Origin of the sequence: Sutterella parvirubra YIT 11816, assembly GCF_000250875.1 — a bacterium.
Classification (GTDB): domain Bacteria; phylum Pseudomonadota; class Gammaproteobacteria; order Burkholderiales; family Burkholderiaceae_F; genus Sutterella; species Sutterella parvirubra.
This window is the reverse complement of the sequence record NZ_JH604988.1, coordinates 1-22241: the sequence shown is the minus strand read 5'-3', so window position 1 is coordinate 22241 and position 22241 is coordinate 1. Positions and strand designations below refer to the sequence as shown.

The window sequence follows — 22241 nt, the reverse complement described above, 5'->3', positions numbered from 1 at the left end:
TGGAGCGCTTCTTCACCGTCGCCAAAGGGGCGGTTGCCGCCTGGGGCGGCACGCCCGCTTGGGGAACTGCACCGAAGGACCTCGGTCTCAAGGTTTTGAAGCGCCACGAAGCCGCCGCACGCAATCTCATCAAGGAGTACGGAATCCCCGAGCGCTTCGCGTTGATCGCCCCCGTCGCCCGAGGACTCCACCACGGGAAGAAGAAGAGTTGGGATCACTTCAACGATCTCTGCGCACCGCTTCGCGACATGGGCGTCGAACCCATCGTCTTCCCGTCACCGCACGAGGAAGCGGAAGTCAAGGCGGCCTGCCCCGATGCGCACATTCTCCCGCCGACGACCTTGGGGAACTACGCCGCGCTCTGCAAGCTCGCCGCCGTCGTCATCGCGAACGACTCCGGCGTGAGCCACATCGCCGCCGCGGTGGGCGCTCCGCAGATCACGCTCCTCGGCGTGACGGAGCCGACCCGCACGTCGCCCTGGAACGAACGCGCGGTAGTGTTGGGATCGGCCGCGAAGGGGTGGCCGGGCATTGATACCGTAACGAATGCCTTGTCCCGAATTCTTCTTTAAGTTCGACCGTTCCTGCCGTTTGCGATGAGTTCTCAATCTTCCGACTGTTTTTCCGTAGCGGTTGTCGTACCGGTCTACAACGTCGCCAAGTACCTCCCCGAGTGTTTGGATTCCCTGCTCCGTCAGACACACCGGAACTTCACCGTTTTCTGCGTTGACGACGGCTCCACTGACGGCTCTGGAGACATTCTTGATGCCTATGCGGCCAAAGACTCTCGGATCCTTGCGCTTCACAAAAGCAACGGCGGTGTTTCGTCGGCACGAAACCTTGCTTTGGATCTGATTGAAGAATCCTCTTTTGACGGGATTTGCTTCATCGACAGCGACGACTACGTCAAGCCCAATTTTCTTCAACACTACGTTGATACGGCATTGACCGAGAATGCTGATTACGTAGTGTGTGCCTGGGATATGTTCGACCGCGATGGTCTCATCAAAACACCGCGCTCCTCCATCCCTCCGCATCCCTCCAAACTCGTGGACATCAACGAGGCCTTCGACCACTATTTGAAACGCGGTCAATGGTCCAAACTCAAATCCAAAAGCTTCTCTCCTTTTGCCGCCAACACCTTTTTTGCGGCAGACACCATCCGGGGCTTGAGGTTCAGCACGACGCTCAGGCGGGCCGAAGATCAGGAATTCCGACTGCGGGCCATGACGAGGATTCATCGAGGCGTCATCACTTCCGATGTGACGTACATGTACCGATTGCGTGCCTCTTCATTGAGTCACAGCGGCAACGACATCACCGACGACCTTCGGTATGCCATGTCTCTTTTGGATCATTTGGATGAGTTCCCAAGCGCCGGGAAAAAGACTATTGAATTTTTGGTGCTCAAGCACTGGTGGCTTTGTACGTGCTTTTCCTTTGCCGACGGGACCTTCCCCAAAAACCAGGCTCTGCTGAGTTCGGCCTACCAACGCATTTCCTCACACCGATTCCAATCAGACGTCCTCAAAGAGTTTCGGGGGAAGCTTCGGCTCTTCGCGATGGGCGAATGGGCTTTGCGTTTGTACATGTGCTTTAGGAAGACCAAAAAACCCCATTCTTCCGGCAACCCCTACCCTTGACGCCTGTCGCAGTTCAAGTTCTGGAAAGGTTCAACATCACCCGAGCAGCCTGAAGGATGTCTTCCTGCCCGGTGTGCCCAGTCATCATTCTGGCGATCTCCTTCGTCCTCTCGTCTTCGGACAAGGGATGCACGGCACTCGTCGTCACGCCGTCCGTCGTCACCTTGCTGATGCGGTAGTGCTGTTTGCCGCAGGCGGCCACCTGAGGAAGATGCGTAACGCACAACACCTGACGGTCTTCGCTCAACCGCCGCAGAAGGCGTCCCACCACTTCCGCCGTCGCGCCGCCGATCCCCGTATCGACTTCGTCGAAGATCAGGGTCGGCACGGGCGTGACGCGTGCCGTGATGACGGCGACGGCCAAACTGATGCGGGCGAGCTCACCGCCCGAGGCGGTTTTCTGCAGAGCGCGAAGCCCGACGCCGGCGTGTCCCGCCACCATGAAGGTGACGGCGTCGGCGCCGTGGGCGCCGAGCGGTGCCGATTCAAAATCCACCCGAAACGCACCGCCCTTCATCGCGAGGCCCTGCATTTCGTCGGTGACGGCTGAGCTGAGCACTTCGGCATGCTTGCGGCGGGAACGGGTCAACTCCTCAGCCGCTTCGCGGCAACGCATCTCCGCCTCCTCAGTCTTCAGCTTCAGCGCATCCGCATCGGCCGTCTGGTCCAACTGCAGAAGCTCCCGTTCCACGCGTTCGCGCAGTGCGGCCAAGCGTTCAGGCTCCATCCGGAATTTTCGGGAGAGATCAAAGAAGCGCCCCACGCGGCGGTCCACCGCCTCGAAGCGGCTCTCATCGACGTCGTCGCGATCAAGCACCCGTTCGGTCTCGTGGCTAGCCTCACGGAGCAGATCCTGCGCGGCACCGATCGTCTCCACCAACACATTGAGGCTTTCGTCCCAGCGGACGAGCGACTCGATCCGCGACATGGCGGACCCGAGTTCGTCCGCACCGGTGGAAAGCCGCTCCATCGCCTCGGAGAGCCCCTCACGGATGCTTGCGGCGTGCGCCAGGCGGCTGTGCTCGGCGTTGAGCTGCTCCCATTCGCCGGGCTTGGGATCGAGGTCGCCCAACTCTTCGCTCATCCAAACGAGGCGCTCCGTCCGTTCCGCGCGCTTCTGGGCGTCCGCGACGGCTTCTTCCCAAAGAGCCTTCGCGTCGCGCCAAGCCGCATGCGCTTCGCGCATGCGGGTGAGAAGCTCATCGTGTCCCGCATAGGCATCCAAAAGCGCCAACTGCCCCGCGGGCTGCATGAGGGACTGATGCGCGTGTTGGCCGTGAATGTCGACCAACATGGCGCCCGCTTCCTTCAACTGCGCCGCCGTCACGGGAACGCCGTTCACCCAACCGCGGGAACGACCCGCCGCATCGATCGTGCGGCGCAGGAGCACTTCGTCTCCGTCACCTGAGAGCGCATGGTCTTCGAGCCAATGTCGGAGAGCTTCCGTCACGTGGAAGGTTGCGGTGAGGTCCGCCTTGGGGGCGCCTTCGCGCACGACGTCCGCATCGGCCCGAGCCCCCAGAATGAAGCCCAAGGCGTCGATCAGGATCGACTTCCCGGCGCCGGTCTCACCGGTCAGCACCGTGAAGCCGGAAGAGAAGTCCAGGTCGAGCGCCTCGACGATCACGAAGTCCCGAAGAGAGAGCGAGAGCAGCATCGCGAACCTCCTCACTCACCGCCCGAAGCCTGCCGACGAACGCTCGTCGGCATGAAGTTCCACTTGAGCTTGCGCCGCAGAAGATCAAAGTAGTCGAAGCCCTGCGGATGAAGCATCTCCAGCGTCTCTTCGGCCATGCGGATCCGGATCAGGTCCCCGGGCTTCATGTCGAAGAATTCCTGCATGTCGAAGTAGGCCTGGGCGTCCCTCGCATCCGTCACCTCGATCGTCACGGTGAGCCCTGCGGGAAGCACGATGGGGCGCGACGAGAGCGTGTGCGGCGCCACCGGCACCAACACCATCCCGTCCAAAGACGGATGAAGGATGGGGCCGCCCGAGGCGAGCGCATACGCGGTTGACCCGGTCGCGGTCGAGCAGATGATGCCGTCCGCGGACTGACTCGACATCTGCTGGCCGTTCACGTCGATCACGAAGTCGACCATGCCGCCTGCGCGCCCGTGCGTGACACCGATGTCGTTCACCGCCACGTTGCGGTAGAGAACCTTGCCGTCGCGGATGATTTCGCCCGCAAGGAGCCGCCGCACGTCCGACGTGCAGCGGCCTTCGAGCACCGCGGGGAGCACCTCCCGGACCTCGTCGAAGACGATGTCCGTGATGAAGCCCAGGCGTCCGGCGTTGATCCCGATGATGGGGCGGCGGTAGGGCGCAAGCGACCTCGCCACCCCCAGCATCGTGCCGTCCCCGCCCAGCACCACCGCCAGGTCGCAGAGCGCACCGAGTTCGTCGCGGGTGTGCCCGCGGGAGGGGGCGCGACTCCCGAGCGTCTCCGCGCTCCTTTCGTCGAGGTAGACCTCAGCGCCCGCTTTCTCGAGCACCTCAATGAGGACGGTGAGCGGCACCGTCAGGCTCTCCGTGGGCTTCACGAAGACGGCGACATTTTTGTAGAGCGGCATGCTTGGGGTTCGCGGGAAATGCGTTCAACAAAGAAATGGAGGGGATGCCGTTACTATACGGCATCCCCTCCGGAAGGCTTGCGGGGTGACGAAAGTCCCCCGTCGAATCGGGGTTATTCGCCGCGCACGACGCCCGCCCCCACAACGTGGAAGCCCGCGTCGACGTAGGCGATGTTCCCGGTGATGCCGCTCGCCAAGTCGGAAAGCAGGAAGGCCGCGGTGTTGCCCACCTCGTCGATCGTCACGGTGCGCCCCAACGGCGCCACTTCCTCCATCGCGTGGAGAAGCTTCGAGAAGTCCTGGATGCCCGACGCTGCGAGCGTCTTGATCGGACCCGCCGAAATCGCGTTCGCGCGGATGCCTTCGCGCCCGAGGCTCGCGGCGAGGTAGCGGGTGGAGGACTCCAACGCGGCTTTCGCCAAGCCCATCGTGTTGTAGTTCGGCACGACGCGTTCACCCCCGATGTAGGTGAGGGTCAGAATGGACGCGTTGCGGCCCTTCATGAGCGGCATGAAGGCCTTCGCGAGCGCCGGGAACGAGTAGGCCGAGATGTCCATCGCGACGCGGAACGCGTCGCGCGAGATCCCGTCCAGGAAGTCGCCGGCGATCGCTTCGCGGGGCGCGAAGCCGATCGAATGGACGAACCCGTCGAGGCCGCCCCAACGTTCCGAGAGCTTCGCCGCGACGGCGGCGATCTCTTCGTCGCTCCCCACATCCATCGGGAGGCAGAGGTCGCTACCGAATTCCGCCGCAAAGCCCGCGACGCGGTCCGCGAAGCGCTCACCCACGTACGTGAAGGCGAGCTCCGCGCCTTCGCGGTGGCAGGCCTTGGCGATGCCGTAGGCGATGGAACGGTTCGAGAGCACGCCCGTGATCAGAAGCTTTTTGCCGGCGAGAAAACCCATGTCGGACTCCAAAAGAATGAATGCGGGCCGCGGCGCCCGGATGGGCGGCGCGGCCTGAAAGGCCATCAAGAATTCGGTTCAGTCGTCCGGCGTCGTTGCTGAAATCAAAGCGCCGGGCGGCCCCTATTGTATGCAGGTTCCCCGCTTCGCCGCTTCCCTCTGGATCCCCAAGGCGGGGTAGACCGTGGGCAGGATGTTGCGCAGACGAAGCTTACGGGAGTTTCAGGCGCTCGCCCACGCGGAGGCTGCTTCCCGTCATGCCGTTTGCGCGCTGAATGGCGGAGACGCTCGTGCCGTAGCGGCGCGCGATGGCGGAAAGGGTGTCTCCCGAGCGGACGACGTGCGTTTTGGCCGATGCGGCCTCCTGGAGGCGCTTCGCCGTCGCTGGGATGACGAGCCGCTGACCGATGCGGATCGCGTTCCCGCGAAGGCCGTTCGCGGCGCGAAGCTTCGACAAACCGACGCCGTAGCGGTCTGCGATCTCGGAAAGGGTGTCCCCTTGACGGACCACGTAGATTTCGGACTTCGGCGCCTCAATCTCACGCTTCGCGCGGGCGGGTTCCGCGTCGGGAATTTCGAGCCTCTGCCCCACGCGGAGCGTGTTGTTGGTGAGACGGTTGGCGCGCTTCAACTTCGTCACCGTCGTGCCGAAGCGCTGGGCGATCGTCGAGAGGGCGTCGCCTTGCCGGACCGTGTAGATGACGGCCGCTGGGAGATCGTCCCCGGCGGTGCCCGGAATGCGCAGACGCTGCCCCGGGCGGATGACGTTCCCGCTGATGCGGTTGGTCGTACGGAGCGCCGAGACCGACACCCCGTAGCGGCGCGCGATCGAGGAGAGCGTCTCCCCGGAGCTCACCGCATGGATCTTGTGTGAGCCGGTCGAGCGCGAAGCCTGCTGAATCGGCGCGCGCTCGACGTTCGGGACCGTGAGGATGAGCCTCTGCCCGGCGCGCAGTCGATCGGAGCGCAAGCGGTTCGCCGTCACGATCGACTTCATCGTGATGTGCCAACGGCGCGCAATGGTCGAGAGCGTGTCGCCCGGGCGCACGCGGTAGGTGACGCGGCGCCAGGTCGTCTGGGGCGAAAGCCGCAGACGCGCGTCCGCGTCGTCCGCAGAGATGTCGTCACCGGCGTCGGAGAGGATCAAAAGCGTCGAGTTGGGGAGCACCTGCCTCCCCTTCGGGATCCCGTTCACTTCTCTGAGGAACGATTCGCTCATCCCGGCGCGCTCGGCCAACGCGGCGAGGGTCTCTCCCTGTTGGAGTTTGTACGTGCTCCAACGCGAAAGCGGCTGCCCGCTGTCCATCCAGCTCGCCAGGTTGTCGATGAAGTAGTCGACGCGGTCCGCCGGGAGCAGCATCACGTTGTTGTGGGACGCGACGATGACGGGAAGCTTGTAGCTGGGGTTCAGAGCCCGGAATTCTTCCAAAGGCATCCCCGCCAACTCGGCCGCCGTCTTGGTGTCGATGTCGCGGGGCTTCGTGATCGTGACGAAGAAGGGTTCGTTCCCGACGTCGGGGAGTTCGATCCCGTACTTCGACGGATTTTCGATGATGCGCTTGATGGCTTCCAACTTCGGGACGTAGTCCGCCGTCTCCCGAGGCATCCTCAGATGCGCGTAGTCCGCGGCGCGGCCCGCGCGCTTCGCGCGCGCGATCGCGCGGCTCACGCTCCCTTCACCCCAGTTGTAGGCGGCGAGCGCCAGCTGCCAGTCCCCGAACATCCCGTGGAGGTACTCGAAGTAGTCGAGCGCCGCGCGGGTGCTCTGGAGCACGTCCTGACGATCGTCGCGCCAAAGGTTTTGGTTCAAGGAATAGTCGTTCCCGGTCGCCGGCATGAACTGCCACAAGCCCGCGGCCTTCGCTTTGGAAAGCGCCTCCGGTTGGAAGGCGCTCTCGACGAACGGCAGGAGCGCCAACTCCATGGGCATGCCGCGCGCCTCGACGTTCTCGACGATGTCGTAGAGATACTGACCCGCGCGGTCCGCCATGCGGCGCAGGTACGCGGGATCCCGCGTATAAAAGCGCAGCCACCGGTCCACCGCGGGGCTCGCCAGATCCGGAATCGCGAACCCGCGCCGGATGCGCTCCCACACGTCTCCCGGGATCGAATCCTCTTCCGCCGCAGGGGACGCCACCGGCATCTCCTCGGCGGCAGCGGCGCGGGAGGCGTGCCCCGCGAGGCCGACGGCCAGAAGCGTGCTCAGAAAAAGGGCGCTCAGGGTTCGCTGTGTCATGGAGGCGGAAAGTCCGGGTGGGTGGCGACGAATCGTAGTGCCCCAATGTTACGTGCCGCGAAGGGGCGGCATCGTCGGGCGGATGCCGCCGACGGGCAAACCCCGGAGAAATTCCGAAACAAAGTGTTAAGCCCCGCGCAACGCCGGACCCGCGGCCGTATGGGCGCGCCGCGTAGAATCAAAGCGATCCGCAGGAATCGAAGCGCATGACCTCCCGAACGCCTCACGCCGCACTCACCTTCGCCGACTTTCTGAAGACCCCGCCCGGGCATCTGCTCGCGCGCTGGACGCTTCAGAGGTTCGACCTCGCCGTCGACCGCGTCTTCGGCGCGGAGGCGCTTCAGATCGGCGCGCCGCAGTTGGATACGCTGCGCGCCAACCGGATGCAGGGGCACGCCCTTCTCGTTCGCGGCGACGAAGCGCCGTTCCTCCTCGACGGGACGCTTCCGCCCTTCACGAACCGCTGTTTCGTCGCGGAGCCCGAGTGCCTCCCCATCGCGTCCGGGTCGATCGACCTCGTGACGATGCCGTACGCGCTCGACTTTTCCGCCTCACCCCAACAGGTTCTTCGCGAGGCGGCTCGTGTTTTGGCGCCCGAAGGGCGCCTCATTCTCTCCGCCTTCAATCCGGCGGGGCTTTGGTGGATGCGCCAACGCGCGACGCTCGCCTGCGGCGGGCGTCCCTACCTCCCCACGAAGATGCTCCCGATTCCGCTCCCCCGGCTGCGCGACTGGTTCGCGCTCCTGGGGCTCGAAATCGACCGGGGTACCTTCGGGATCTACGTGCCGGGCTTCCGGCACGCGGGGCCCTTGCAACGTTGGAGTTGGATGGACAAGGCTGGCGACCGCTGGGCGCCCCACTGCTCCAACCTGATGCTTCTCGAGGCCGTGAAGCGCGAACCCGGCGTCACCCCCATCGGGAAGGCCTCCCGCTTGACGCCGAGGGCGCCGCAGGGGAAGATGCCGGTTCCGACGGCGGGGATGAACGCCTCCCGCAGGGAGGGTGCGGAATCCGCCCCCGAACTCCCCCAACTCACCACGAAAGAGCCGACATGACCGAGCCCCAACAACCGACCCCGCTTCTCATCTGGACCGACGGCGCCTGCAAGGGAAATCCCGGCGACGGCGGTTGGGGCGCGCTTCTCCAATGGAAGGGGCACACGTTGGAGCTCTTCAACGGCGCCCGCGAGACGACCAACAACAAGATGGAGCTTCAGGCCGTGATCTCGGCCCTGCGAGTCGTCAACCGGCCGGTGCCGATCGTCATCCACACGGACAGCAGCTACGTGAAGGACGGCATCACGAAGTGGATTCACGCCTGGAAGCGCAACCGTTGGCTGACCGCCGCGAAAAAGCCCGTCAAGAACGTTGAGCTTTGGCAAGCCTTGGACGATCTCGTCTCCCGACACGAGATCACCTGGGTGTGGGTGAAGGGGCACGACGGTGACCCTGGGAACGAAAAGGCGGACGAACTCGCGAACCGCGGCGTGGAAGTGGCCCGGGGAAAGCTCGAAGCCCCCGCCCTGGCGCGCTGTTGAACCACTCAACATACCGCAAACACGGTATTTTCCCGAACCCCTCTTGCCAAAACGCCGCCGGACCGTAGAATACGTCCTCTCAACGCGCGGTTAGCTCAGCGGTAGAGCACTGCCTTCACACGGCAGGGGTCACTGGTTCGAACCCAGTACCGCGCACCAGAATTCATGAGACGCCTTCGGACGAAAATCCGGAGGCGTCTTGCTTTGTGCGCACCGCGTGCTTCCAAGACATAGCAAAACGGCGGCCCCGGGTGGGAACCGCCGTCCGTTCAAGTCGCCGTCCTCAGAACGTTTCCGTCTGCGCTTCGGCCTCCTTGCGGCAGGCCTCGCACACGCCGTAGAGCACGAGGGAGTGGTCCGTCAGGTCGTAGCCGAGCGCGTTGGCGACCAACCTCTGCGCACGCTCAATCCCCGGGTCCACGAACTCTTCGATGCGCCCGCAGCGCACGCAGATGATGTGGTCGTGGTGGCGCCCTTCTTGAAGTTCGTAGGTCGCCCGGCCCTCTTCGAAATGGTGGCGCACGAGGATCCCCGCGCTCTCAAACTGCGTGAGCACGCGGTAGACCGTCGCGAGCCCGATGTCGCTGTTCTCCTCCAGAAGCACTTTGTAGATTTCTTCGGCGGAGAGATGACGGCGCTCCTTCTCGGCGTCGGCCGAGAGCCTTTGGAAGATGTCGAGAATCTTCAGACGCGGCGCGGTGACCTTCAGACCCATGGTCTTCAGATCGTTGCTGGCTTGATTCGAGGAGTTTTCGCTCACGGCTGTCCGGTCCTTGGTTTTTTCGATCGAATACCCTTTATCATACGTTGTCGGCGTGCATCTTGACCACCCGACCCATCTTTTGACCACGGCACAACGGCTTTTATGTTCACTCGACAGCTCTTTCTCGCCGCTTCCGGCCTCGCGATGATCACGTCCCTGACCGGGTGCTTTACCATGGCGGACATGTGGGAGAACACGGAGGACTACGTCCCCTACTTCCTGCAGCCCTACCGCGCCGACGTCCACCAGGGCAACCTCGTGACGAGCGAAATGGTGCTTCAGCTCGAGCGCGGCATGACCGACGCGCAGGTTCAGTTCCTGCTCGGCGTGCCGTTGATCCGGGACCAGTTCCACATCAATCAGTGGGACTACGTCTACTACCTCCGTCGCGGCGACGGCGACGTGCAGCTCCGGCGCCTCACGGTCTTCTTCAACGAAGAGCGCCGCGTCGACCATTGGACGTCCGACGCGATGCCCGACGAAGAGCAGGCCGACCAGCTCATCCTCGGCAACATCCGCACGTTCGACGCGCGCCCCCCGAAGCAGGAGCCCGCGCCGCTTGTTGAGCCCAACGCCGAACCCAAGAACGAACCCGCCGCCGAATCCGCTGAAAAATGACCATGAAAGCCGAACTCAACCGCCTTCAGTCGCTCATCGAGCAGCTGATCGCCCGGCTTCAGAACGAACGCGGGCTCAATCAGCAGTTGCGCAACCAGCTCGCCACGCGTGAGGCGGAGCTCGCCCGCACCCGCGCGCAGCTCCAGGACGTGCGCTCCCGCATGGAAGGCATGCTCGCCCAATTCAACCGCCCGACGGACGAACGCTGAAGGAGGACGCCGTGCCCGAAGTCATCGTTTCGATCTACAACCACAAGTACCGTCTCGCGGTGAGTACCGGCGAGGAGGATCTCCTTCGCGACTGCGCCGCGCAGATCGACCGCCAGATGGAAGCCATGAAGGCGAGCGGCAAGGTGATCGCCGCCGACCAGATCGCGGTTCTCACGGCGCTCGAAGTCGCCTACGAAGCGAAGAAGGCCGAAGAAGCCGCCAAGACGGCTGCCGAAGAACAGGCGGCGAAGAGCGAACCCGTTCCGCCCGCGAAGCCGCAGGCCAAAGCGCAGCCCGTGCCCTTGGCGACCGAACCCGCGCACACCGACGAGGATCTCGAACACGTCCGGCGGCTCTGCCGCCTCTGCGAAGACGCGATCTTCCGGGACACGAAAATCGGCGCGCTCTTCTGAGCCGCAATCCGCTACAATGGGTTCAACCCTGCGGTGGACCGCATCCGGGCTCCAAAGTACCTAGAACCAATGCCAAAGCAAAATGGTCGGTGTACTCGAAGAGCCGATGGTGTGCCGGTCACGCGTTGACTGGCCCGTTCCGCTCCGGAGCCGACCGCCCTGAACTCCCGGTTCAGGATACGTAGCCCCGCACCACTGCAGGCCCCATTCCGCAGAGGACGCTCTTCCGATGAGAAGGCGTCCTCTCTTTGTTTGAGAATTCCCTTGAGGTGCGTCTTGACGAACGAAGAAACCATCCGCCGCGTCCGGGAGAACGCCCGGCGCTTTTGGCTCATGAAGACCGAACCGGGCGAGTGCAGCATCGACGATGCGCTCGCCGCGCCGGTCTCCTGGTTCGGCATCCGCAACTATCAGGCGCGCAACTTCATCCGCGACGACATGTCCGTCGGGGACGGCGTGCTCTTCTACCACTCGAGCTGCCCCGAACCCGGCATCGTGGGGCTTGCGGTGATCGATTCCGAACCGTACCCGGACGAGCTTCAGTTCGATCCCGAAAACGAATATTTCGACGCAAAGAGCTCAAAAGACAATCCCCGCTGGCTCACGATCAACGTGAAGGGCCTCTTCAAGGTGCCCGTCATCGGGCTCACCGCGCTCCGCGAACATTCCGAACTGGCCGAGATGCCGGTTCTTCGACGCGGCAACCGTCTGTCGATCACCCCGGTGACGGCGGAAGAATTCCGCTTCATCACCGACCATCTCTTCTGACCCTCAACTCCACTTTCCCGGCCTGCAAGGAGGCGGCGCCTCATGGATCCCATCATCATCGTTGAACTCGCCATGCTCGGCGCCTGCACGGGCTTTCTGGCGGGGCTTCTCGGCATCGGCGGCGGCATGGTGCTGACGCCCTTCTTCACGATTCTGCTCGGCCAGGCGGGGGTTCCGCCCGAGCACGTCGTCCATGCGGCGATCGCCACCTCGATGGGGACGATCCTCTTCACGTCGATTTCGTCCGTACGCGCCCACGCGGCGCGCGGCGCCGTCCTCTGGAAGGTGGCGCTCGGCATCGCCCCGGGGATTTTGGTGGGCGCCGCCTTGGGCGCCCAGATCGCGGGCGCCCTTTCCACCTTCTGGGTGGCGCTGATCTTCGCGGGCTTCGTCTACTTCTCCGCGACGAAGATGTTCCTCGGCGGGAAGCCCTCGCCCTCGCGCACGCTTCCCGGCTCCGCCGGGCTCTTCGGCGCGGGTACCGGGATCGGCGTCATTTCCGCCTTGGTCGGCGCCGGCGGCGGCTTCATTTCGGTGCCGTTCTTGACGTACTGCAACGTCAAGGTCCACAACGCCATCGGCACCTCCGCGGCGCTGGGCTTCCCCATCGCGTTCGCCGGCACCCTGGGCTACGTCTGGAGCGGTTGGAACGTGCCGGGGCTCCCCGCCTTCCCCGAGATGCTCGGGTTCGTCCATCTTCCCGGGCTCTTCTCCGTCGCCGTGATGAGCATGTTCACGGCGCCTCTGGGCGCGCGCACCGCGCACGCCATCGACACGAAGCCCCTGAAGCGGATCTTCGCGACGCTCCTCTACGTGCTCGCCTCCTACATGCTCTGGAAGGCCGTGAACGCCTTCTGACGGCCCCTCGGCAACCCGTAGGAGATTGCGCTTAGGCCCGCAGAGATTCATCAAATCTGCGGGCCTTTTCGCGACCCCGGTCGGCTCCCCAAAGTTGCTCAGCGGTCCCTTGGCTATAGTGGGGAAAATCGGCGCCGTCGGCGGTCCCCCAACCAACGTCGGCGCATTTTGGGTTGCGCCTCACGCCTTACCTTCGAGCCGCACCCCGCCACTTAGAGGATCCGACATGAAGAAATTCACGCTCGCGGCCGTCGCCGCCCTTTCGCTTGCGCTTCCCTTCGCCGCCAACGCCGCCAAGGAACTCCGCGTCGCCGTCAACCCGACCTTCCCGCCCTTTGAATTCGTCAACACGCAGACGAACGAAATCACCGGCTTCGAGATGGAACTCGTGCGCGCCATGGGCAAGCACCTCGGCTACGACGTCAAGATGCTCAACATCGGCTTCGACGGCATCATCCCGGCGATTCTGGCGGGCACCGCCGACGTGGGCGCCTCTGGCTTCTCCGTCACGGAAGAGCGCAAGAAGCGCGTGCTCTTTACGGCGCCCTTCTACGAGTCCGGCCTCACCATCCTCGTGAAGAAGGCCGACGCCGACAAGATCAAGTCCTTCAAGGACCTTGAAGGCAGGAAGGTCGGCGTGCAGATCGGTACGACCGCCGCCACCATGGCGAAGACCATCAAGGACGCCAAGGTGAGCACCTTCAACAATGCGGGCGAAGCGATTCTCGACCTGCAGGTGGGCGGCACCGACGCCGTCATCAACGACCGCCCGGTCACGGCCTACATCCTCACGCAGCAGCCGAAGATCGCCGAGGCGACGGTGCACCTCCCCGAAATGCTCTCCGCCGACCAGTTCGCCATGGTGGTCGCGAAGGACAACGTGAAGCTCGCGAAGGAGCTCGACGATGCGCTCGCCGCCCTCAAAGCCTCCGGCGAATACCAGGCGATCTACAAGAAGTGGTTCGGCGATAACTGATTTCTGCTGAGCTGAAGACTTCAATGAGATCGGGCCGCCCCGAACGGAGCGGCCCGATTTGTTTTGATCGTTCAGGCGCGCTTGCGGCGCCAGACGTAGGCACCAAGTCCCACGAGGATGAGGGGAAGCGTCAGCCACTGCCCACGCGACAACCCCAACGCCTGCAACCCCAGGAACGCGTCAGGCTCCCGGAAGTACTCCACGACGAAGCGCCCGAGCCCGTACCCCAACGCGAAGAGCGCCGCGACGGTGCCGGAGGGCCGCGGCTTTCTGGACCAGATCCACAAGAAGATGAAGAGCAGCAGTCCCTCCAACCCCGCTTCGTAGAGTTGCGAAGGGTGGCGCGGGATGCCGTCCCCCGCCTGCGGGAAGATCATCGCCCAAGGGAGGTCCGCTGAAGCCTCCCGCCCCCAAAGCTCCCCGTTGATGAAGTTGCCGATGCGCCCGAAAAAGAGACCCAGGGGGACGATGGGCGAAACGAAGTCCGCAATCTGCCAGAACGTGAGCCCCTGACGGCGCGCATAGATCAGCATGACGACGACGACGCCCAGTAGCCCCCCGTGCGCGCTCATGCCGCCCTGCCAAACCTCCAGGATGCGGAGCGGCTCCGCGAGGTAGTAGCCGGGCTGGTAGAAGAGGCAGTAGCCGAGGCGCCCACCCAGAATCACGCCGAAGACCCCATAGAAGAGCAGATTCTCCACGTCGTCCGGCGTAAGCCCACGCCAGGACTCCTTCGCGCGCATGCGGCCCAGCCACCAGAAGCAGACGAACCCCAGGAGGTACATCAGTCCGTACCAATGGACGGCGACGGGGCCGAGGGAGACCGCCACCGGGTCGAATTGCGGGTGGATGAGCGCCATGGATGAGCCTTCTTTCGGATTTCGCAACGAAATGCCATTGTACGGAGCGCCGTGGGGAGACGGCCGCCCTCAGTGTGATATGTTTCCCATCATTCTCAAACGGAGCCGTCCACGGATGACCATGGAAGTTTTTGACCGGGCCGAATTCGCCCGGTGCCGCCGCGCCATGCGCGGCGTCCGCCCCCTCGTGCAGTGCCTCACCAACGACGTCGTGCAGGAAATCACGGCGAACGTTCTTTTGGCGGCGGGCGCCTCGCCCGCCATGGTGGTGAGCCCGGAAGAATCCGGCGACTTCGCCCGCATCGCGCACGCCGTGCTCGTCAACATCGGCACCCCCACGCCCGAGCGCATCGAAGGGATGCGCCGCGCCGTGGAGGGCGCCGAGGCCGTCGGTCACCCCTGGGTGTTGGACCCCGTCGCGGCCGGGATTCTCCCTTGGCGCGACGGCGTGATCCGCTCGTTCGTGGAGCGCCGCCCCACCGTGATCCGCGGGAACGCCAGCGAAATCCTCGCCTTGGCCGGTACCGGTCAAGGAGGCTGCGGCGTCGACAGCACGGATGCGTCCGACGCTGCGGTGGAGACCGCAAAGCGCTTCGCGACGGAGACCGGCAGCATCATCGTGGTGACGGGAGAGCGCGACTTCGTGACGGACGGGACGCGCACCTTGGTGGTCGAAGGCGGCCACCCGACGGCGACGCTCGTCGTCGGCACGGGATGCTCGCTCTCGGCGCTCGTCGCGGCCTACGTGGGCGCGATGCCTGAAGAGCCCCTCCACGCCGCGGCCGCCTCGTGCTTCGCCGCCAAGCGGGCGGCGGAAGCCGCCGCACGCATCTCCGTGCGCCCCGGCACCTTCCATACGGCCTACATCGACGCGCTCTTTGAAGAGGACTGAGATGAAGACCTTTGATCTCTCGCTCTACCTCGTGCTCGACCCGGATCTTTGCGGGGGCGCCGAAGGCATGCTCCGCACGACGGAGGAAGCCCTCGAAGGCGGCGTCACCATCGTGCAGTTGCGCGCGCCCACTTGGAAGAAGCGTGCGTTGGCGGCCTGCGCGAGAGATCTCTTGGAGATTCTTCGTCCCCGGGGCATCCCGCTCATCATCAACGACCATGCCGACGTGGCCGCGGCCGTCGGTGCCGACGGCCTTCACGTCGGTCAGGACGACCTCTCTCCCGCGGACGCACGCCGGATCATCGGCCCCGACATGATCCTGGGGCTCTCCGCCGGTTGCATGGCAGAAGTCCGCGGCGCGGATCCCGCGCTCGTCGACTATCTCGGCATCGGCCCCGTTTGGGCGACCGCCACCAAAAAGGACGCGGGGGAGGCCGTCGGGTTGGACGGTCTCGCCGCGCTCCGCGCGGCCACGCCGCTCCCCGTCGTGGCGATCGGCGGGATCGGCGCGTCGAACGCCGCCGACGTCATGCGCACGGGCGTCGACGGGATCGCCGTCGTCTCCGCCATCTGCGGACAGGCTTCGCCCAGGACGGCCGCCGAAAACCTTTTGGTCCAACTCCGGATCGCCGACAGGTCATGAGACAGCCCCTTCACTTTCTTTGGACGCCGGAAGCTCGGGCGCTTCGCGCCGTGACGGCGCTTTTTGCGCTCACGGTCGCGTACCTCGCCGTGACGGTGCCGCCCTTTCGTGCCGTTCAGATCTGGAGCTTCACGATTCCGTTCGGGCTTCTGCTGCTTCTCGTTCCCTTCCTGCGCAACACCGGTCGTTGCGTGGTCGGCGTCATGGCAATGCTCGGTTTCGTACCCGTATGGGTGGATACGGGGCTTCGCGGCTACCTGAAGTACGTCCACGCTGCCGATCCGAAATCCGAAATCGTGTTGGAGGCCGTCGCCAACACGACCCCGTCGGAATCGTTGGAATTCCTCACGCACGAAATCGGCGACGTCCTCCTTTGGGTGGGCACCACCGCCGCCGTCATATTGCTTGGGCTTTGGATCCTCGTGCGGCTTCTGCGCGTCCGGCCGATCGACAACCGGCCCGTCCGGCGGCTCAGGACGACCCGCACCATCTTCCTGATCCTCATCGTCATCTCCGCCTTCGGTTGGTACCAGCGCCCCTGGCGCGGGAACCTTCCGCCCGTCTATTGGTCGAACGTGTTGGACGACGTCGCCGAGCTTCAGGCCACCTGGGCCGAAGCCGCCAAGGTTCGCCCACTTCAGATCGACTTCGCGAAGTCCGTCCTCACCTCCGCAGACGAGCGCCCCAAGACGGTGGTGCTCGTCATCGGCGAGAGCACGAACCGCGACCACTGGTCGCTCTACGGATATGCCCGCAAGACGACGCCTCAGCTCGACGCCATCGCTCAAGATCCCGAGAACCGTCTCGGCGTCGTTCGCGACGCCTGGTCGGTGGATTCAAGCACCGTGCCCGCCTTCCGTTCGATGCTCACCTTCCCGCTTCCCGGGGCTGAAACGCTCCCGGACGGTCGCCTCAACCTCATCGCCGCCTTCAAGGCGGCGGGTTGGCGCGTCACGTGGATCAGCAATCAGGAAGACTCCGCGGTCCGCAACGGCTTTGCGGGCTACGCCGACCGTGCCGAGATGCTGAACCGCGTGAGCGGGAGATCCAGCGTCTCGATGGACAGGAAGGTCCTGCCGCCCCTGGCGGCCGCACTTGGAAATGACGCCCCGCGCCACCTCATCGTCGTGCACCTGATCGGTGCGCACCCCCACTACCGCCTTCGCAGGCCTGAGGTCTTTGAGCGCGACTGGGGGGAGGACGCCGTAGAAAAGCGCCTTGAAGACCTCGACCGGTCGATCCGCGTCATTGAAGCGAACGACGACTACGACGAAGTGATGCTCTACCAGGACGACGTCATCAGCCGCACCTGGCGGATGGCGAAGGAAAAGGCCGCGCACACGGCCGTCGAGTGGATCTACCTCTCGGACCACAGTCAGGAGTTGGGCGAAGGCGCCAACCGTACGGGGCATTCCGCCACGACGGCCGGCGGCTACCGGATTCCGCTACTGCTTTGGTCTTCCGCGGAAGACCGGCGCGTCACCGCCAGCCGCCCCTTCCGGGGCGACTGGCTCTCGCCCGTACTCTTGGACGTCGCCGGGATCCGCCTTCGCGGGACGGATCCAACGCAGGACATCCTCCGATCCGACTATGCTTGGATTCGTCCCAACCTTCCCTTTGAGGACCCGGACCTGGACCGGGTGTCCGCGAAATGAAGACCGAGGTCAGACTGCCGATGGCCGACGCCCGTGACGTGGTGTTCGCCGAAGTGCTGGAGTCGGATCCGAAGTGGCGCCCGGAAGATGCTCGACGTGCCACCACGGAAGCGAAACAGTTGGCGGGAGATCATGCGGACGATCCCGCCAAGCTTCTCCCGCTGAGGGCCCGACTCGTCATGGCCCGGATGGACGCCGCTCAGCCGCCGAAGTTTCCCGGCACCTTCTGGCCTACCATGGCGTTGGGACTCGCCGCACTTCTCTTCGGCGCCTTCTCCGACCAACTCACGGCCGAGTACGCCCGCATCAACCTGTTGGCGCCGCCCTTTCTGGCGCTTCTGCTTTGGAACCTCGCGATCTACGTGAGTCTGGTGGCGAAGCTCCTTCTGAAGCCCTTCCGGCGGAGTCACGCCGACGATCCCCGCGAAGAAGGAATGCTAGCCCTCTTGTGCACGCGGCTTCGCCGCGTGCTTCCCGGCGCGAAACCCCGGGAACGTGCCTTTTTCGATCGGTGGAGTCGGGTCACCTCGCCGCTCGTCGGCATCGCTCTCTCGCGGGCCTTCCATTTGGCCGCCGCGATGTTTGCGTTGGGATGGGTGCTCTCCGTGGCGTTGCGAGGTATCGGCACGGCCTATGTGGTCGGTTGGGAGAGCACCTGGTTGGCGCAGCGGCCCGACGTGGTCGCATCCATCCTCGAGCTCACGTATCCCTTCGCCGCGGCGAACCTCGACGCCGCCGGTGCGACGGCCCTGAATTTCGCCTCCAGCATGGGCTCTCCCGCAGATGCTGCCCCGTGGCTCCTTCAGATCATCATCACGGTGTTGGCGGTAATTTGGTTGCCCCGTGGCTTACTCGGGCTCATCGCCCAGCTGCGGCTGCGCAACCCCGTGGTGACGCTGCCGCTCCGGTCGGACTACACGCGGTCGATTCTGGAAGCGGACCGACCCTTTTCCCTCCTTCTCCCGGCAGAGGCCGACAAGCTTTGGCGTGAAGCTGCGGAAGCGCTTCCCGGATGCCGCGTGCTCGACGCTGATCTTTGGGGTGACCAAGAACCTCAGTCCGCGCCTTCCCCTGCGGCGTTGGTCCTCAACGCCGCGGCGACGCCTGAAGACGACGTTCACGGACGCCATGCGGAGAGCCTCCCCAAACCCCGTACGGTGGTGCTTGACGCCTCGGAACTCTCCCGCAGATTCGACGCCGACAAGATCGCCTCCAGATTGGCGCTTTGGGAAACCTTCGCCGCCCAGCATCATGCCCGTTTGAAGGTTTTCGACCCCGACCCCATTGAAAATCCGGTCGAAGCCCGCATTCGTCTTTTGGAAGAGCTTCGAAGCCCCGTAAAATAAGGGGTTCTCTTCCAATCTCTTCACCATCGAGATGGCTGCTTCGGATCCGCTTCGCATTCACTTGAGCCTCGTGAGCCACACCAACGTCGGCAAGACGACGTTGGCGCGCACGCTCCTTCTGAAGGACGTGGGCGAGGTTGCCGACCGCGCCCACGTCACCGAGACGACGGACGACTACGTCCTCGCGCGAAGCAGCACCGGGGGCGAGCTCATCCTGTGGGACACGCCGGGGTTTGGGAACTCCGTCGCCCTGGCGAAGCGCCTCGAAGGCCGAGGGAACCCCCTCGGATGGTTCCTCTCTGAAGTGTGGGACCGCTTCACGGACCGCTCCTTCTGGTTGGACCAACGCTCGGTGCGTCACATCCGCGACGTGACGAGCGTGGTGCTCTACTTGGTGAACGCGGCAGAGCCGCCTGAAAAGGCGCCCTACATCCCGGCGGAGATGCAGATCCTCGCCTACATCGGAAAGCCCGTCATCGTGCTTCTGAATCAAATGGGCAAGCCCCGCCCTCCCGAAGAGGAGGCCGCCGAACTCGCCCATTGGAAGGCATCCCTCGCAGAATACCCGTTCGTCACCGACGTTCTTCCCATGGACGCCTTTGCGCGTTGCTGGGTGCAGGAGGCAGCACTTTTTGACGCCGTCGGCCGCGCGGTCCAACCCGAACAGCAAAGCGTCTTTGAGGAACTTCGCCTTTCCTGGACGCGCGCCAGACGCGCGGTCTACGCGAGCGCCGTCGAGGCGCTCGCGCGGCACGTTTGGCTCCAAGCCAGTGCGCACGAATGGGTCGAAAACGCAGGGTTTTCGACAAAGGTGAAGTCGGTCGCCAAAAAACTCGGCCTCTTCTCGACAGCCGCAGACCCCATTGCGGACGCGCAGACCGCGCTCTCCGTGCGTGCGGCCGACAGCTTCTGCGCCCTCACCAAAACCCTCATTGAGCTTCACGGCCTTCGCGGCCGAGGCGTTTCCCGCGAGATCATCCGCCGCATGAAGTCCGACTGGTCGCTGGCGTCCTACGCCGTGGACGGCGTTCGGGCCGCCGCCGTCGGCGGCGGGATCGGTGCGGCGTCGGGAGCGGCTGCCGGTGCGGCGGCCGACGTCGGCACGGGCGGTCTCACGCTGGGACTCGGTACGCTTTTGGGCGGCATCGTTGGCGCCTTGGGGGGTGCGGGCGCTGCGGCGCTCTACAACGGCGTGAGGAAGAAAAACGGCGTTGAAGTCTCCTGGAGCGAAAGCGCGGTGAAGCGCTTCGTGTTGGAGGCCGTCCTTCTCTACCTCGCCGTCGCGCATTTCGGCCGCGGCCGTGGCGACTGGCGTGAGGGAGAAAGTCCCGAATTCTGGAAGGCGTCCGTTGAGGAAGCCTTGGAAGCGCAGCACTTCTCTTTGGAAGAACTCCGGAAGGAAGACACCGATCTGGCGCTTCCCCGCGTGGCGAACGCCGTGGACGGCATCGTCCGCGCGGTCTTCGCTTCGCTCTACCACCGTACGGTCTGACCCCATTCCCGGACCACAGGACCCCCACAATGCTCAACAAAGGTCTGACCACCATCGCCCTGCTTTTGGTCTCCAACATCTTCATGACGTTGGCCTGGTACGCGCACCTGAAGCTGCAGAGCGCGAAGCTGATCAGCTCCTGGCCGCTCTACACCGTCGTGCTCTTCTCTTGGGGCATTGCACTCCTGGAGTACAGCTTCATGGTGCCCGCAAACCGCATCGGATTCATCGAGAACGGCGGTCCCTTCACTTTGGTACAGTTGAAGATCATCCAAGAGGTGATCACCCTCGGTGTCTTCTGCGTCTTTTCGCTTTTGGCCTTTCAAAACCAAGCGCTCGGCTGGAATCATGCGGCGGCCTTCGTCTGTCTCGTTTTGGCCGTCTTCTTCGTCTTCATGAAGTAACCCCCGTCATGTACCGTTGCGTCATCAATCTTGACCAAAGCACCGACCGGTGGTCGGCGCTACGACCCCAGTTCGGCCGTCTCGGCCTGGAAGTGGAACGACTCTCCGCCGTACTGGGGCGCGCGCTTCCCGAAGAAGAGCTTCAGCGTTGGTGCGCGCCTTCGGGATTTGGGTATCTCTACCCGCTCACACCGGGCGAGGTTGGGTGCTTTCTGAGTCACCGCAACGCCTGGACTCGTTTTTTGGAGACGGATGAAGCCTGGTGCGCCGTCTTTGAGGACGACATCGTGCTTGCCGAAGAGCTCGGTGAATATATGTCGGCCCACGACTGGATCCCTGAGGGCGTGGACGTCGTCAAATTCAATGCCCCCGGTGACACCATCCTCATCGACAGAAAAATTCTGAAAACCTCAAAGGGTACGGATTTGGTTCGACAGATCCGTCCCGTCTCCTTCCGGACGGAAGGCTATCTCATCAACCGCGCCGCAGCCCAAAGCGCCCTTGCCATGACGACGAGATTCAACTGCCCGGTCGACTACTTCATGTTTTCCCCTTGGTTCCCGTTCATCCACAAGCACCCAGCTTGGCGGCTCGGGATCAATCTCGTGCGTCTCTCCGGCGCCCCTTCCGGCATTGGACTGAGGAAACGCAAGGGCGGCCTCAAGGAAGACTTGACCGCCCGTTGGAATCCTCTCCGTTGGGCCAAGCAGATTGCCATCAGTGCGGAAAAGCTCGGCAAAACCCACTACTCCGTCAAAAGCGGGACTTTTGAATGAGCAAGATCAACTGGCGGACCGTTTCGGACGAAGAGATCAACACCTGGCCCATTTTGGGCAGGGGTGGGGAGCGCGTCGTTCGACTCGACCCCAACAACCCCACGCAATGCGTCAAGTTGAGTTCGAAGACGCTCGCCATGCAGACCGAGCGTGAGGCCGACTATCTGCAGGAGTTAGAAGACAAGGGCATCCGCTCCAAGTACGTTCCTCGGTTCTACGGCTACATCGAGACACCCACGCAGATCGGTGTTGTTGTCGAGGCTATCGTACCAGGACCTAGATTTGACAGCACTGAGCTTCTCTCGTCTTATGTCCTGCGTATCAAAGAGGACCCTGTCGCATTGGCCGAGATTACACACTGCCTTTTAGCAGTCAAGTCCGAGATGATCCGTCATAACATCATTGTGAGTGACCTCAGCCCGGCAAACATGATGGCGGTGTCGAAGGACAGGCGAGTAGATGTTGTCCTCATCGATGGGTTCTACGTACCCGAACATATTCAGCTCGCCAGACGCTTTCGGTTCTTCGGGCGACTCAAAATTAACCGTCAATGGAAGAAATTCGACAAGCGATTGAGAAATCTGCTCATATTACACGAGAGTTCAGCCGATGGCCATAAATAAAATATCCATCCTCTTACCTGTATATAAGGAACCTCTTCACGGAAGAGGTTCGA

At 63.8% G+C, this 22241-nt stretch carries 24 protein-coding genes and 1 tRNA gene; 19 read left to right on the top strand and 6 right to left on the bottom strand.

All coding sequences use genetic code 11. The features are described 5' to 3' along the window. Both HMPREF9440_RS12035 and HMPREF9440_RS10705 read left to right on the top strand, forming a co-directional pair. A partial coding sequence (locus tag HMPREF9440_RS12035) for a glycosyltransferase family 9 protein (protein ID WP_008542776.1) occupies positions 1 to 572 on the top strand: 572 nt, incomplete at its 5' end. A gap of 24 nt (positions 573 to 596) precedes the next feature. Then, positions 597 to 1643 (top strand): glycosyltransferase family 2 protein, encoded by a 1047-nt coding sequence (locus tag HMPREF9440_RS10705; protein WP_008542774.1) that lies wholly within the window; start codon positions 597 to 599, stop codon positions 1641 to 1643. A gap of 13 nt (positions 1644 to 1656) precedes the next feature. Here the strand turns inward: HMPREF9440_RS10705 and recN are convergent, their stop codons facing one another. From recN to HMPREF9440_RS06880, 4 genes are all read right to left on the bottom strand, one after another. Further along, on the bottom strand, positions 1657 to 3300 hold the full coding sequence (recN, locus tag HMPREF9440_RS06895; protein ID WP_040764567.1) for a DNA repair protein RecN: 1644 nt from the start codon (positions 3298 to 3300) through the stop codon (positions 1657 to 1659). A gap of 11 nt (positions 3301 to 3311) precedes the next feature. Then, positions 3312 to 4214, bottom strand: a complete 903-nt coding sequence (locus tag HMPREF9440_RS06890; RefSeq protein ID WP_008542770.1) for an NAD(+)/NADH kinase — start codon at positions 4212 to 4214, stop codon at positions 3312 to 3314. Positions 4215 to 4327: 113 nt separating this feature from the next. Beyond that, positions 4328 to 5119 carry an enoyl-ACP reductase FabI gene (gene fabI, locus HMPREF9440_RS06885; RefSeq protein ID WP_040764583.1) on the bottom strand — a complete coding sequence of 264 codons (792 nt, stop codon included), beginning with the start codon at positions 5117 to 5119 and terminating at the stop codon, positions 4328 to 4330. A 211-nt stretch (positions 5120 to 5330) separates the two neighbouring features. After that, positions 5331 to 7355: a LysM peptidoglycan-binding domain-containing protein gene (locus HMPREF9440_RS06880; protein ID WP_008542768.1), complete on the bottom strand. Its 2025-nt coding sequence runs from the start codon at positions 7353 to 7355 to the stop codon at positions 5331 to 5333. Between the two features lie 206 nt (positions 7356 to 7561). Here HMPREF9440_RS06880 and HMPREF9440_RS06875 point away from each other — a divergent pair, with 206 nt between their 5' ends. From HMPREF9440_RS06875 to HMPREF9440_RS06865, 3 genes are all read left to right on the top strand, one after another. Then, positions 7562 to 8410 carry a class I SAM-dependent methyltransferase gene (locus tag HMPREF9440_RS06875; RefSeq protein ID WP_008542766.1) on the top strand — a complete coding sequence of 283 codons (849 nt, stop codon included), beginning with the start codon at positions 7562 to 7564 and terminating at the stop codon, positions 8408 to 8410. Beyond that, positions 8407 to 8892 carry a ribonuclease HI gene (rnhA, locus tag HMPREF9440_RS06870; protein ID WP_008542765.1) on the top strand — a complete coding sequence of 162 codons (486 nt, stop codon included), beginning with the start codon at positions 8407 to 8409 and terminating at the stop codon, positions 8890 to 8892. Before HMPREF9440_RS06875 ends, rnhA begins: the two co-directional genes overlap by 4 nt. Positions 8893 to 8976: 84 nt before the next feature. Beyond that, a tRNA-Val gene (locus HMPREF9440_RS06865) sits at positions 8977 to 9051 on the top strand. A 124-nt stretch (positions 9052 to 9175) separates the two neighbouring features. Here the strand turns inward: HMPREF9440_RS06865 and fur are convergent. After that, the gene (gene fur, locus HMPREF9440_RS06860; protein ID WP_008542764.1) at positions 9176 to 9652 is read right to left on the bottom strand and encodes a ferric iron uptake transcriptional regulator; all 477 of its coding nucleotides are present in this window, start codon (positions 9650 to 9652) and stop codon (positions 9176 to 9178) included. A gap of 105 nt (positions 9653 to 9757) precedes the next feature. On the opposite strand from fur, the gene HMPREF9440_RS06855 reads away from it, so the two are divergent. The 6 genes from HMPREF9440_RS06855 to HMPREF9440_RS06830 all read left to right on the top strand — a co-directional run bounded on the left by HMPREF9440_RS06855 (position 9758) and on the right by HMPREF9440_RS06830 (position 13497). Then, positions 9758 to 10273: an outer membrane protein assembly factor BamE gene (locus HMPREF9440_RS06855; RefSeq protein WP_008542763.1), complete on the top strand. Its 516-nt coding sequence runs from the start codon at positions 9758 to 9760 to the stop codon at positions 10271 to 10273. Further along, entirely contained in the window at positions 10270 to 10482 is a 213-nt protein-coding gene (locus HMPREF9440_RS06850) for a hypothetical protein (protein ID WP_008542762.1), read from the top strand. Before HMPREF9440_RS06855 ends, HMPREF9440_RS06850 begins: the two co-directional genes overlap by 4 nt. Before the next feature lie 11 nt (positions 10483 to 10493). Next, positions 10494 to 10895 carry a cell division protein ZapA gene (locus tag HMPREF9440_RS06845; RefSeq protein WP_008542761.1) on the top strand — a complete coding sequence of 134 codons (402 nt, stop codon included), beginning with the start codon at positions 10494 to 10496 and terminating at the stop codon, positions 10893 to 10895. A gap of 333 nt (positions 10896 to 11228) precedes the next feature. Next, positions 11229 to 11663 (top strand): EVE domain-containing protein, encoded by a 435-nt coding sequence (locus tag HMPREF9440_RS06840; RefSeq protein ID WP_050816177.1) that lies wholly within the window; start codon positions 11229 to 11231, stop codon positions 11661 to 11663. Positions 11664 to 11705: 42 nt separating this feature from the next. Further along, entirely contained in the window at positions 11706 to 12521 is an 816-nt protein-coding gene (locus HMPREF9440_RS06835) for a sulfite exporter TauE/SafE family protein (RefSeq protein ID WP_008542759.1), read from the top strand. Positions 12522 to 12747: 226 nt separating this feature from the next. Continuing rightward, a complete protein-coding gene (locus HMPREF9440_RS06830) occupies positions 12748 to 13497 on the top strand; it encodes a basic amino acid ABC transporter substrate-binding protein (RefSeq protein WP_008542758.1) in 750 nt (249 codons plus the stop codon). A gap of 71 nt (positions 13498 to 13568) precedes the next feature. Here HMPREF9440_RS06830 and lgt read toward each other — a convergent pair whose 3' ends face one another. Next, a complete protein-coding gene (gene lgt, locus HMPREF9440_RS06825; protein WP_008542756.1) occupies positions 13569 to 14357 on the bottom strand; it encodes a prolipoprotein diacylglyceryl transferase in 789 nt (262 codons plus the stop codon). 115 nt (positions 14358 to 14472) lie between these two features. Here lgt and thiM point away from each other — a divergent pair, with 115 nt between their 5' ends. The 8 genes from thiM to HMPREF9440_RS06785 are packed head-to-tail and all read left to right on the top strand — an operon-like array spanning position 14473 to position 22188. Beyond that, positions 14473 to 15249 (top strand): hydroxyethylthiazole kinase, encoded by a 777-nt coding sequence (gene thiM, locus HMPREF9440_RS06820; protein ID WP_008542755.1) that lies wholly within the window; start codon positions 14473 to 14475, stop codon positions 15247 to 15249. 1 nt (position 15250) lies between these two features. Continuing rightward, positions 15251 to 15892 (top strand): thiamine phosphate synthase, encoded by a 642-nt coding sequence (gene thiE, locus HMPREF9440_RS06815; RefSeq protein WP_008542753.1) that lies wholly within the window; start codon positions 15251 to 15253, stop codon positions 15890 to 15892. Next, positions 15889 to 17547, top strand: coding sequence for a phosphoethanolamine transferase family protein (locus HMPREF9440_RS06810; RefSeq protein WP_008542751.1), 1659 nt, complete (start codon positions 15889 to 15891; stop codon positions 17545 to 17547). The genes thiE and HMPREF9440_RS06810 overlap by 4 nt, the downstream gene beginning before the upstream one ends. A gap of 20 nt (positions 17548 to 17567) precedes the next feature. Beyond that, positions 17568 to 18893: a hypothetical protein gene (locus HMPREF9440_RS06805; RefSeq protein WP_148516505.1), complete on the top strand. Its 1326-nt coding sequence runs from the start codon at positions 17568 to 17570 to the stop codon at positions 18891 to 18893. A 31-nt stretch (positions 18894 to 18924) separates the two neighbouring features. Beyond that, entirely contained in the window at positions 18925 to 20385 is a 1461-nt protein-coding gene (locus HMPREF9440_RS06800) for a GTPase domain-containing protein (RefSeq protein WP_008542747.1), read from the top strand. A 29-nt stretch (positions 20386 to 20414) separates the two neighbouring features. Then, entirely contained in the window at positions 20415 to 20789 is a 375-nt protein-coding gene (locus tag HMPREF9440_RS06795) for a DMT family protein (protein ID WP_008542746.1), read from the top strand. An 8-nt stretch (positions 20790 to 20797) separates the two neighbouring features. After that, positions 20798 to 21565, top strand: a complete 768-nt coding sequence (locus HMPREF9440_RS10700) for a glycosyltransferase family 25 protein (RefSeq protein WP_008542745.1) — start codon at positions 20798 to 20800, stop codon at positions 21563 to 21565. Then, on the top strand, positions 21562 to 22188 hold the full coding sequence (locus HMPREF9440_RS06785) for a YrbL family protein (RefSeq protein WP_008542744.1): 627 nt from the start codon (positions 21562 to 21564) through the stop codon (positions 22186 to 22188). The genes HMPREF9440_RS10700 and HMPREF9440_RS06785 overlap by 4 nt, the downstream gene beginning before the upstream one ends. Positions 22189 to 22241: the final 53 nt, after the last annotated feature.

What these genes read in the sequence shown, in the direction of transcription:
- HMPREF9440_RS06830 (WP_008542758.1), top strand. Translation starts at nt 12,748, where the DNA reads ATGAAGAAATTCACGCTCGCGGCCGTCGCCGCCCTTTCGCTTGCGCTT.
- HMPREF9440_RS06850 (WP_008542762.1), top strand. Translation starts at nt 10,270, where the DNA reads ATGACCATGAAAGCCGAACTCAACCGCCTTCAGTCGCTCATCGAGCAG.
- recN (WP_040764567.1), bottom strand. Translation starts at nt 3,300, where the DNA reads ATGCTGCTCTCGCTCTCTCTTCGGGACTTCGTGATCGTCGAGGCGCTC.
- HMPREF9440_RS06855 (WP_008542763.1), top strand. Translation starts at nt 9,758, where the DNA reads ATGTTCACTCGACAGCTCTTTCTCGCCGCTTCCGGCCTCGCGATGATC.
- HMPREF9440_RS10700 (WP_008542745.1), top strand. Translation starts at nt 20,798, where the DNA reads ATGTACCGTTGCGTCATCAATCTTGACCAAAGCACCGACCGGTGGTCG.
- HMPREF9440_RS06890 (WP_008542770.1), bottom strand. Translation starts at nt 4,214, where the DNA reads ATGCCGCTCTACAAAAATGTCGCCGTCTTCGTGAAGCCCACGGAGAGC.
- lgt (WP_008542756.1), bottom strand. Translation starts at nt 14,357, where the DNA reads ATGGCGCTCATCCACCCGCAATTCGACCCGGTGGCGGTCTCCCTCGGC.
- HMPREF9440_RS06810 (WP_008542751.1), top strand. Translation starts at nt 15,889, where the DNA reads ATGAGACAGCCCCTTCACTTTCTTTGGACGCCGGAAGCTCGGGCGCTT.
- HMPREF9440_RS06785 (WP_008542744.1), top strand. Translation starts at nt 21,562, where the DNA reads ATGAGCAAGATCAACTGGCGGACCGTTTCGGACGAAGAGATCAACACC.
- thiE (WP_008542753.1), top strand. Translation starts at nt 15,251, where the DNA reads ATGAAGACCTTTGATCTCTCGCTCTACCTCGTGCTCGACCCGGATCTT.
- fabI (WP_040764583.1), bottom strand. Translation starts at nt 5,119, where the DNA reads ATGGGTTTTCTCGCCGGCAAAAAGCTTCTGATCACGGGCGTGCTCTCG.
- HMPREF9440_RS06800 (WP_008542747.1), top strand. Translation starts at nt 18,925, where the DNA reads ATGGCTGCTTCGGATCCGCTTCGCATTCACTTGAGCCTCGTGAGCCAC.
- HMPREF9440_RS06880 (WP_008542768.1), bottom strand. Translation starts at nt 7,355, where the DNA reads ATGACACAGCGAACCCTGAGCGCCCTTTTTCTGAGCACGCTTCTGGCC.
- HMPREF9440_RS06875 (WP_008542766.1), top strand. Translation starts at nt 7,562, where the DNA reads ATGACCTCCCGAACGCCTCACGCCGCACTCACCTTCGCCGACTTTCTG.
- HMPREF9440_RS06835 (WP_008542759.1), top strand. Translation starts at nt 11,706, where the DNA reads ATGGATCCCATCATCATCGTTGAACTCGCCATGCTCGGCGCCTGCACG.
- HMPREF9440_RS06795 (WP_008542746.1), top strand. Translation starts at nt 20,415, where the DNA reads ATGCTCAACAAAGGTCTGACCACCATCGCCCTGCTTTTGGTCTCCAAC.
- rnhA (WP_008542765.1), top strand. Translation starts at nt 8,407, where the DNA reads ATGACCGAGCCCCAACAACCGACCCCGCTTCTCATCTGGACCGACGGC.
- HMPREF9440_RS06840 (WP_050816177.1), top strand. Translation starts at nt 11,229, where the DNA reads ATGAAGACCGAACCGGGCGAGTGCAGCATCGACGATGCGCTCGCCGCG.
- HMPREF9440_RS10705 (WP_008542774.1), top strand. Translation starts at nt 597, where the DNA reads ATGAGTTCTCAATCTTCCGACTGTTTTTCCGTAGCGGTTGTCGTACCG.
- thiM (WP_008542755.1), top strand. Translation starts at nt 14,473, where the DNA reads ATGACCATGGAAGTTTTTGACCGGGCCGAATTCGCCCGGTGCCGCCGC.
- HMPREF9440_RS06805 (WP_148516505.1), top strand. Translation starts at nt 17,568, where the DNA reads ATGGCCGACGCCCGTGACGTGGTGTTCGCCGAAGTGCTGGAGTCGGAT.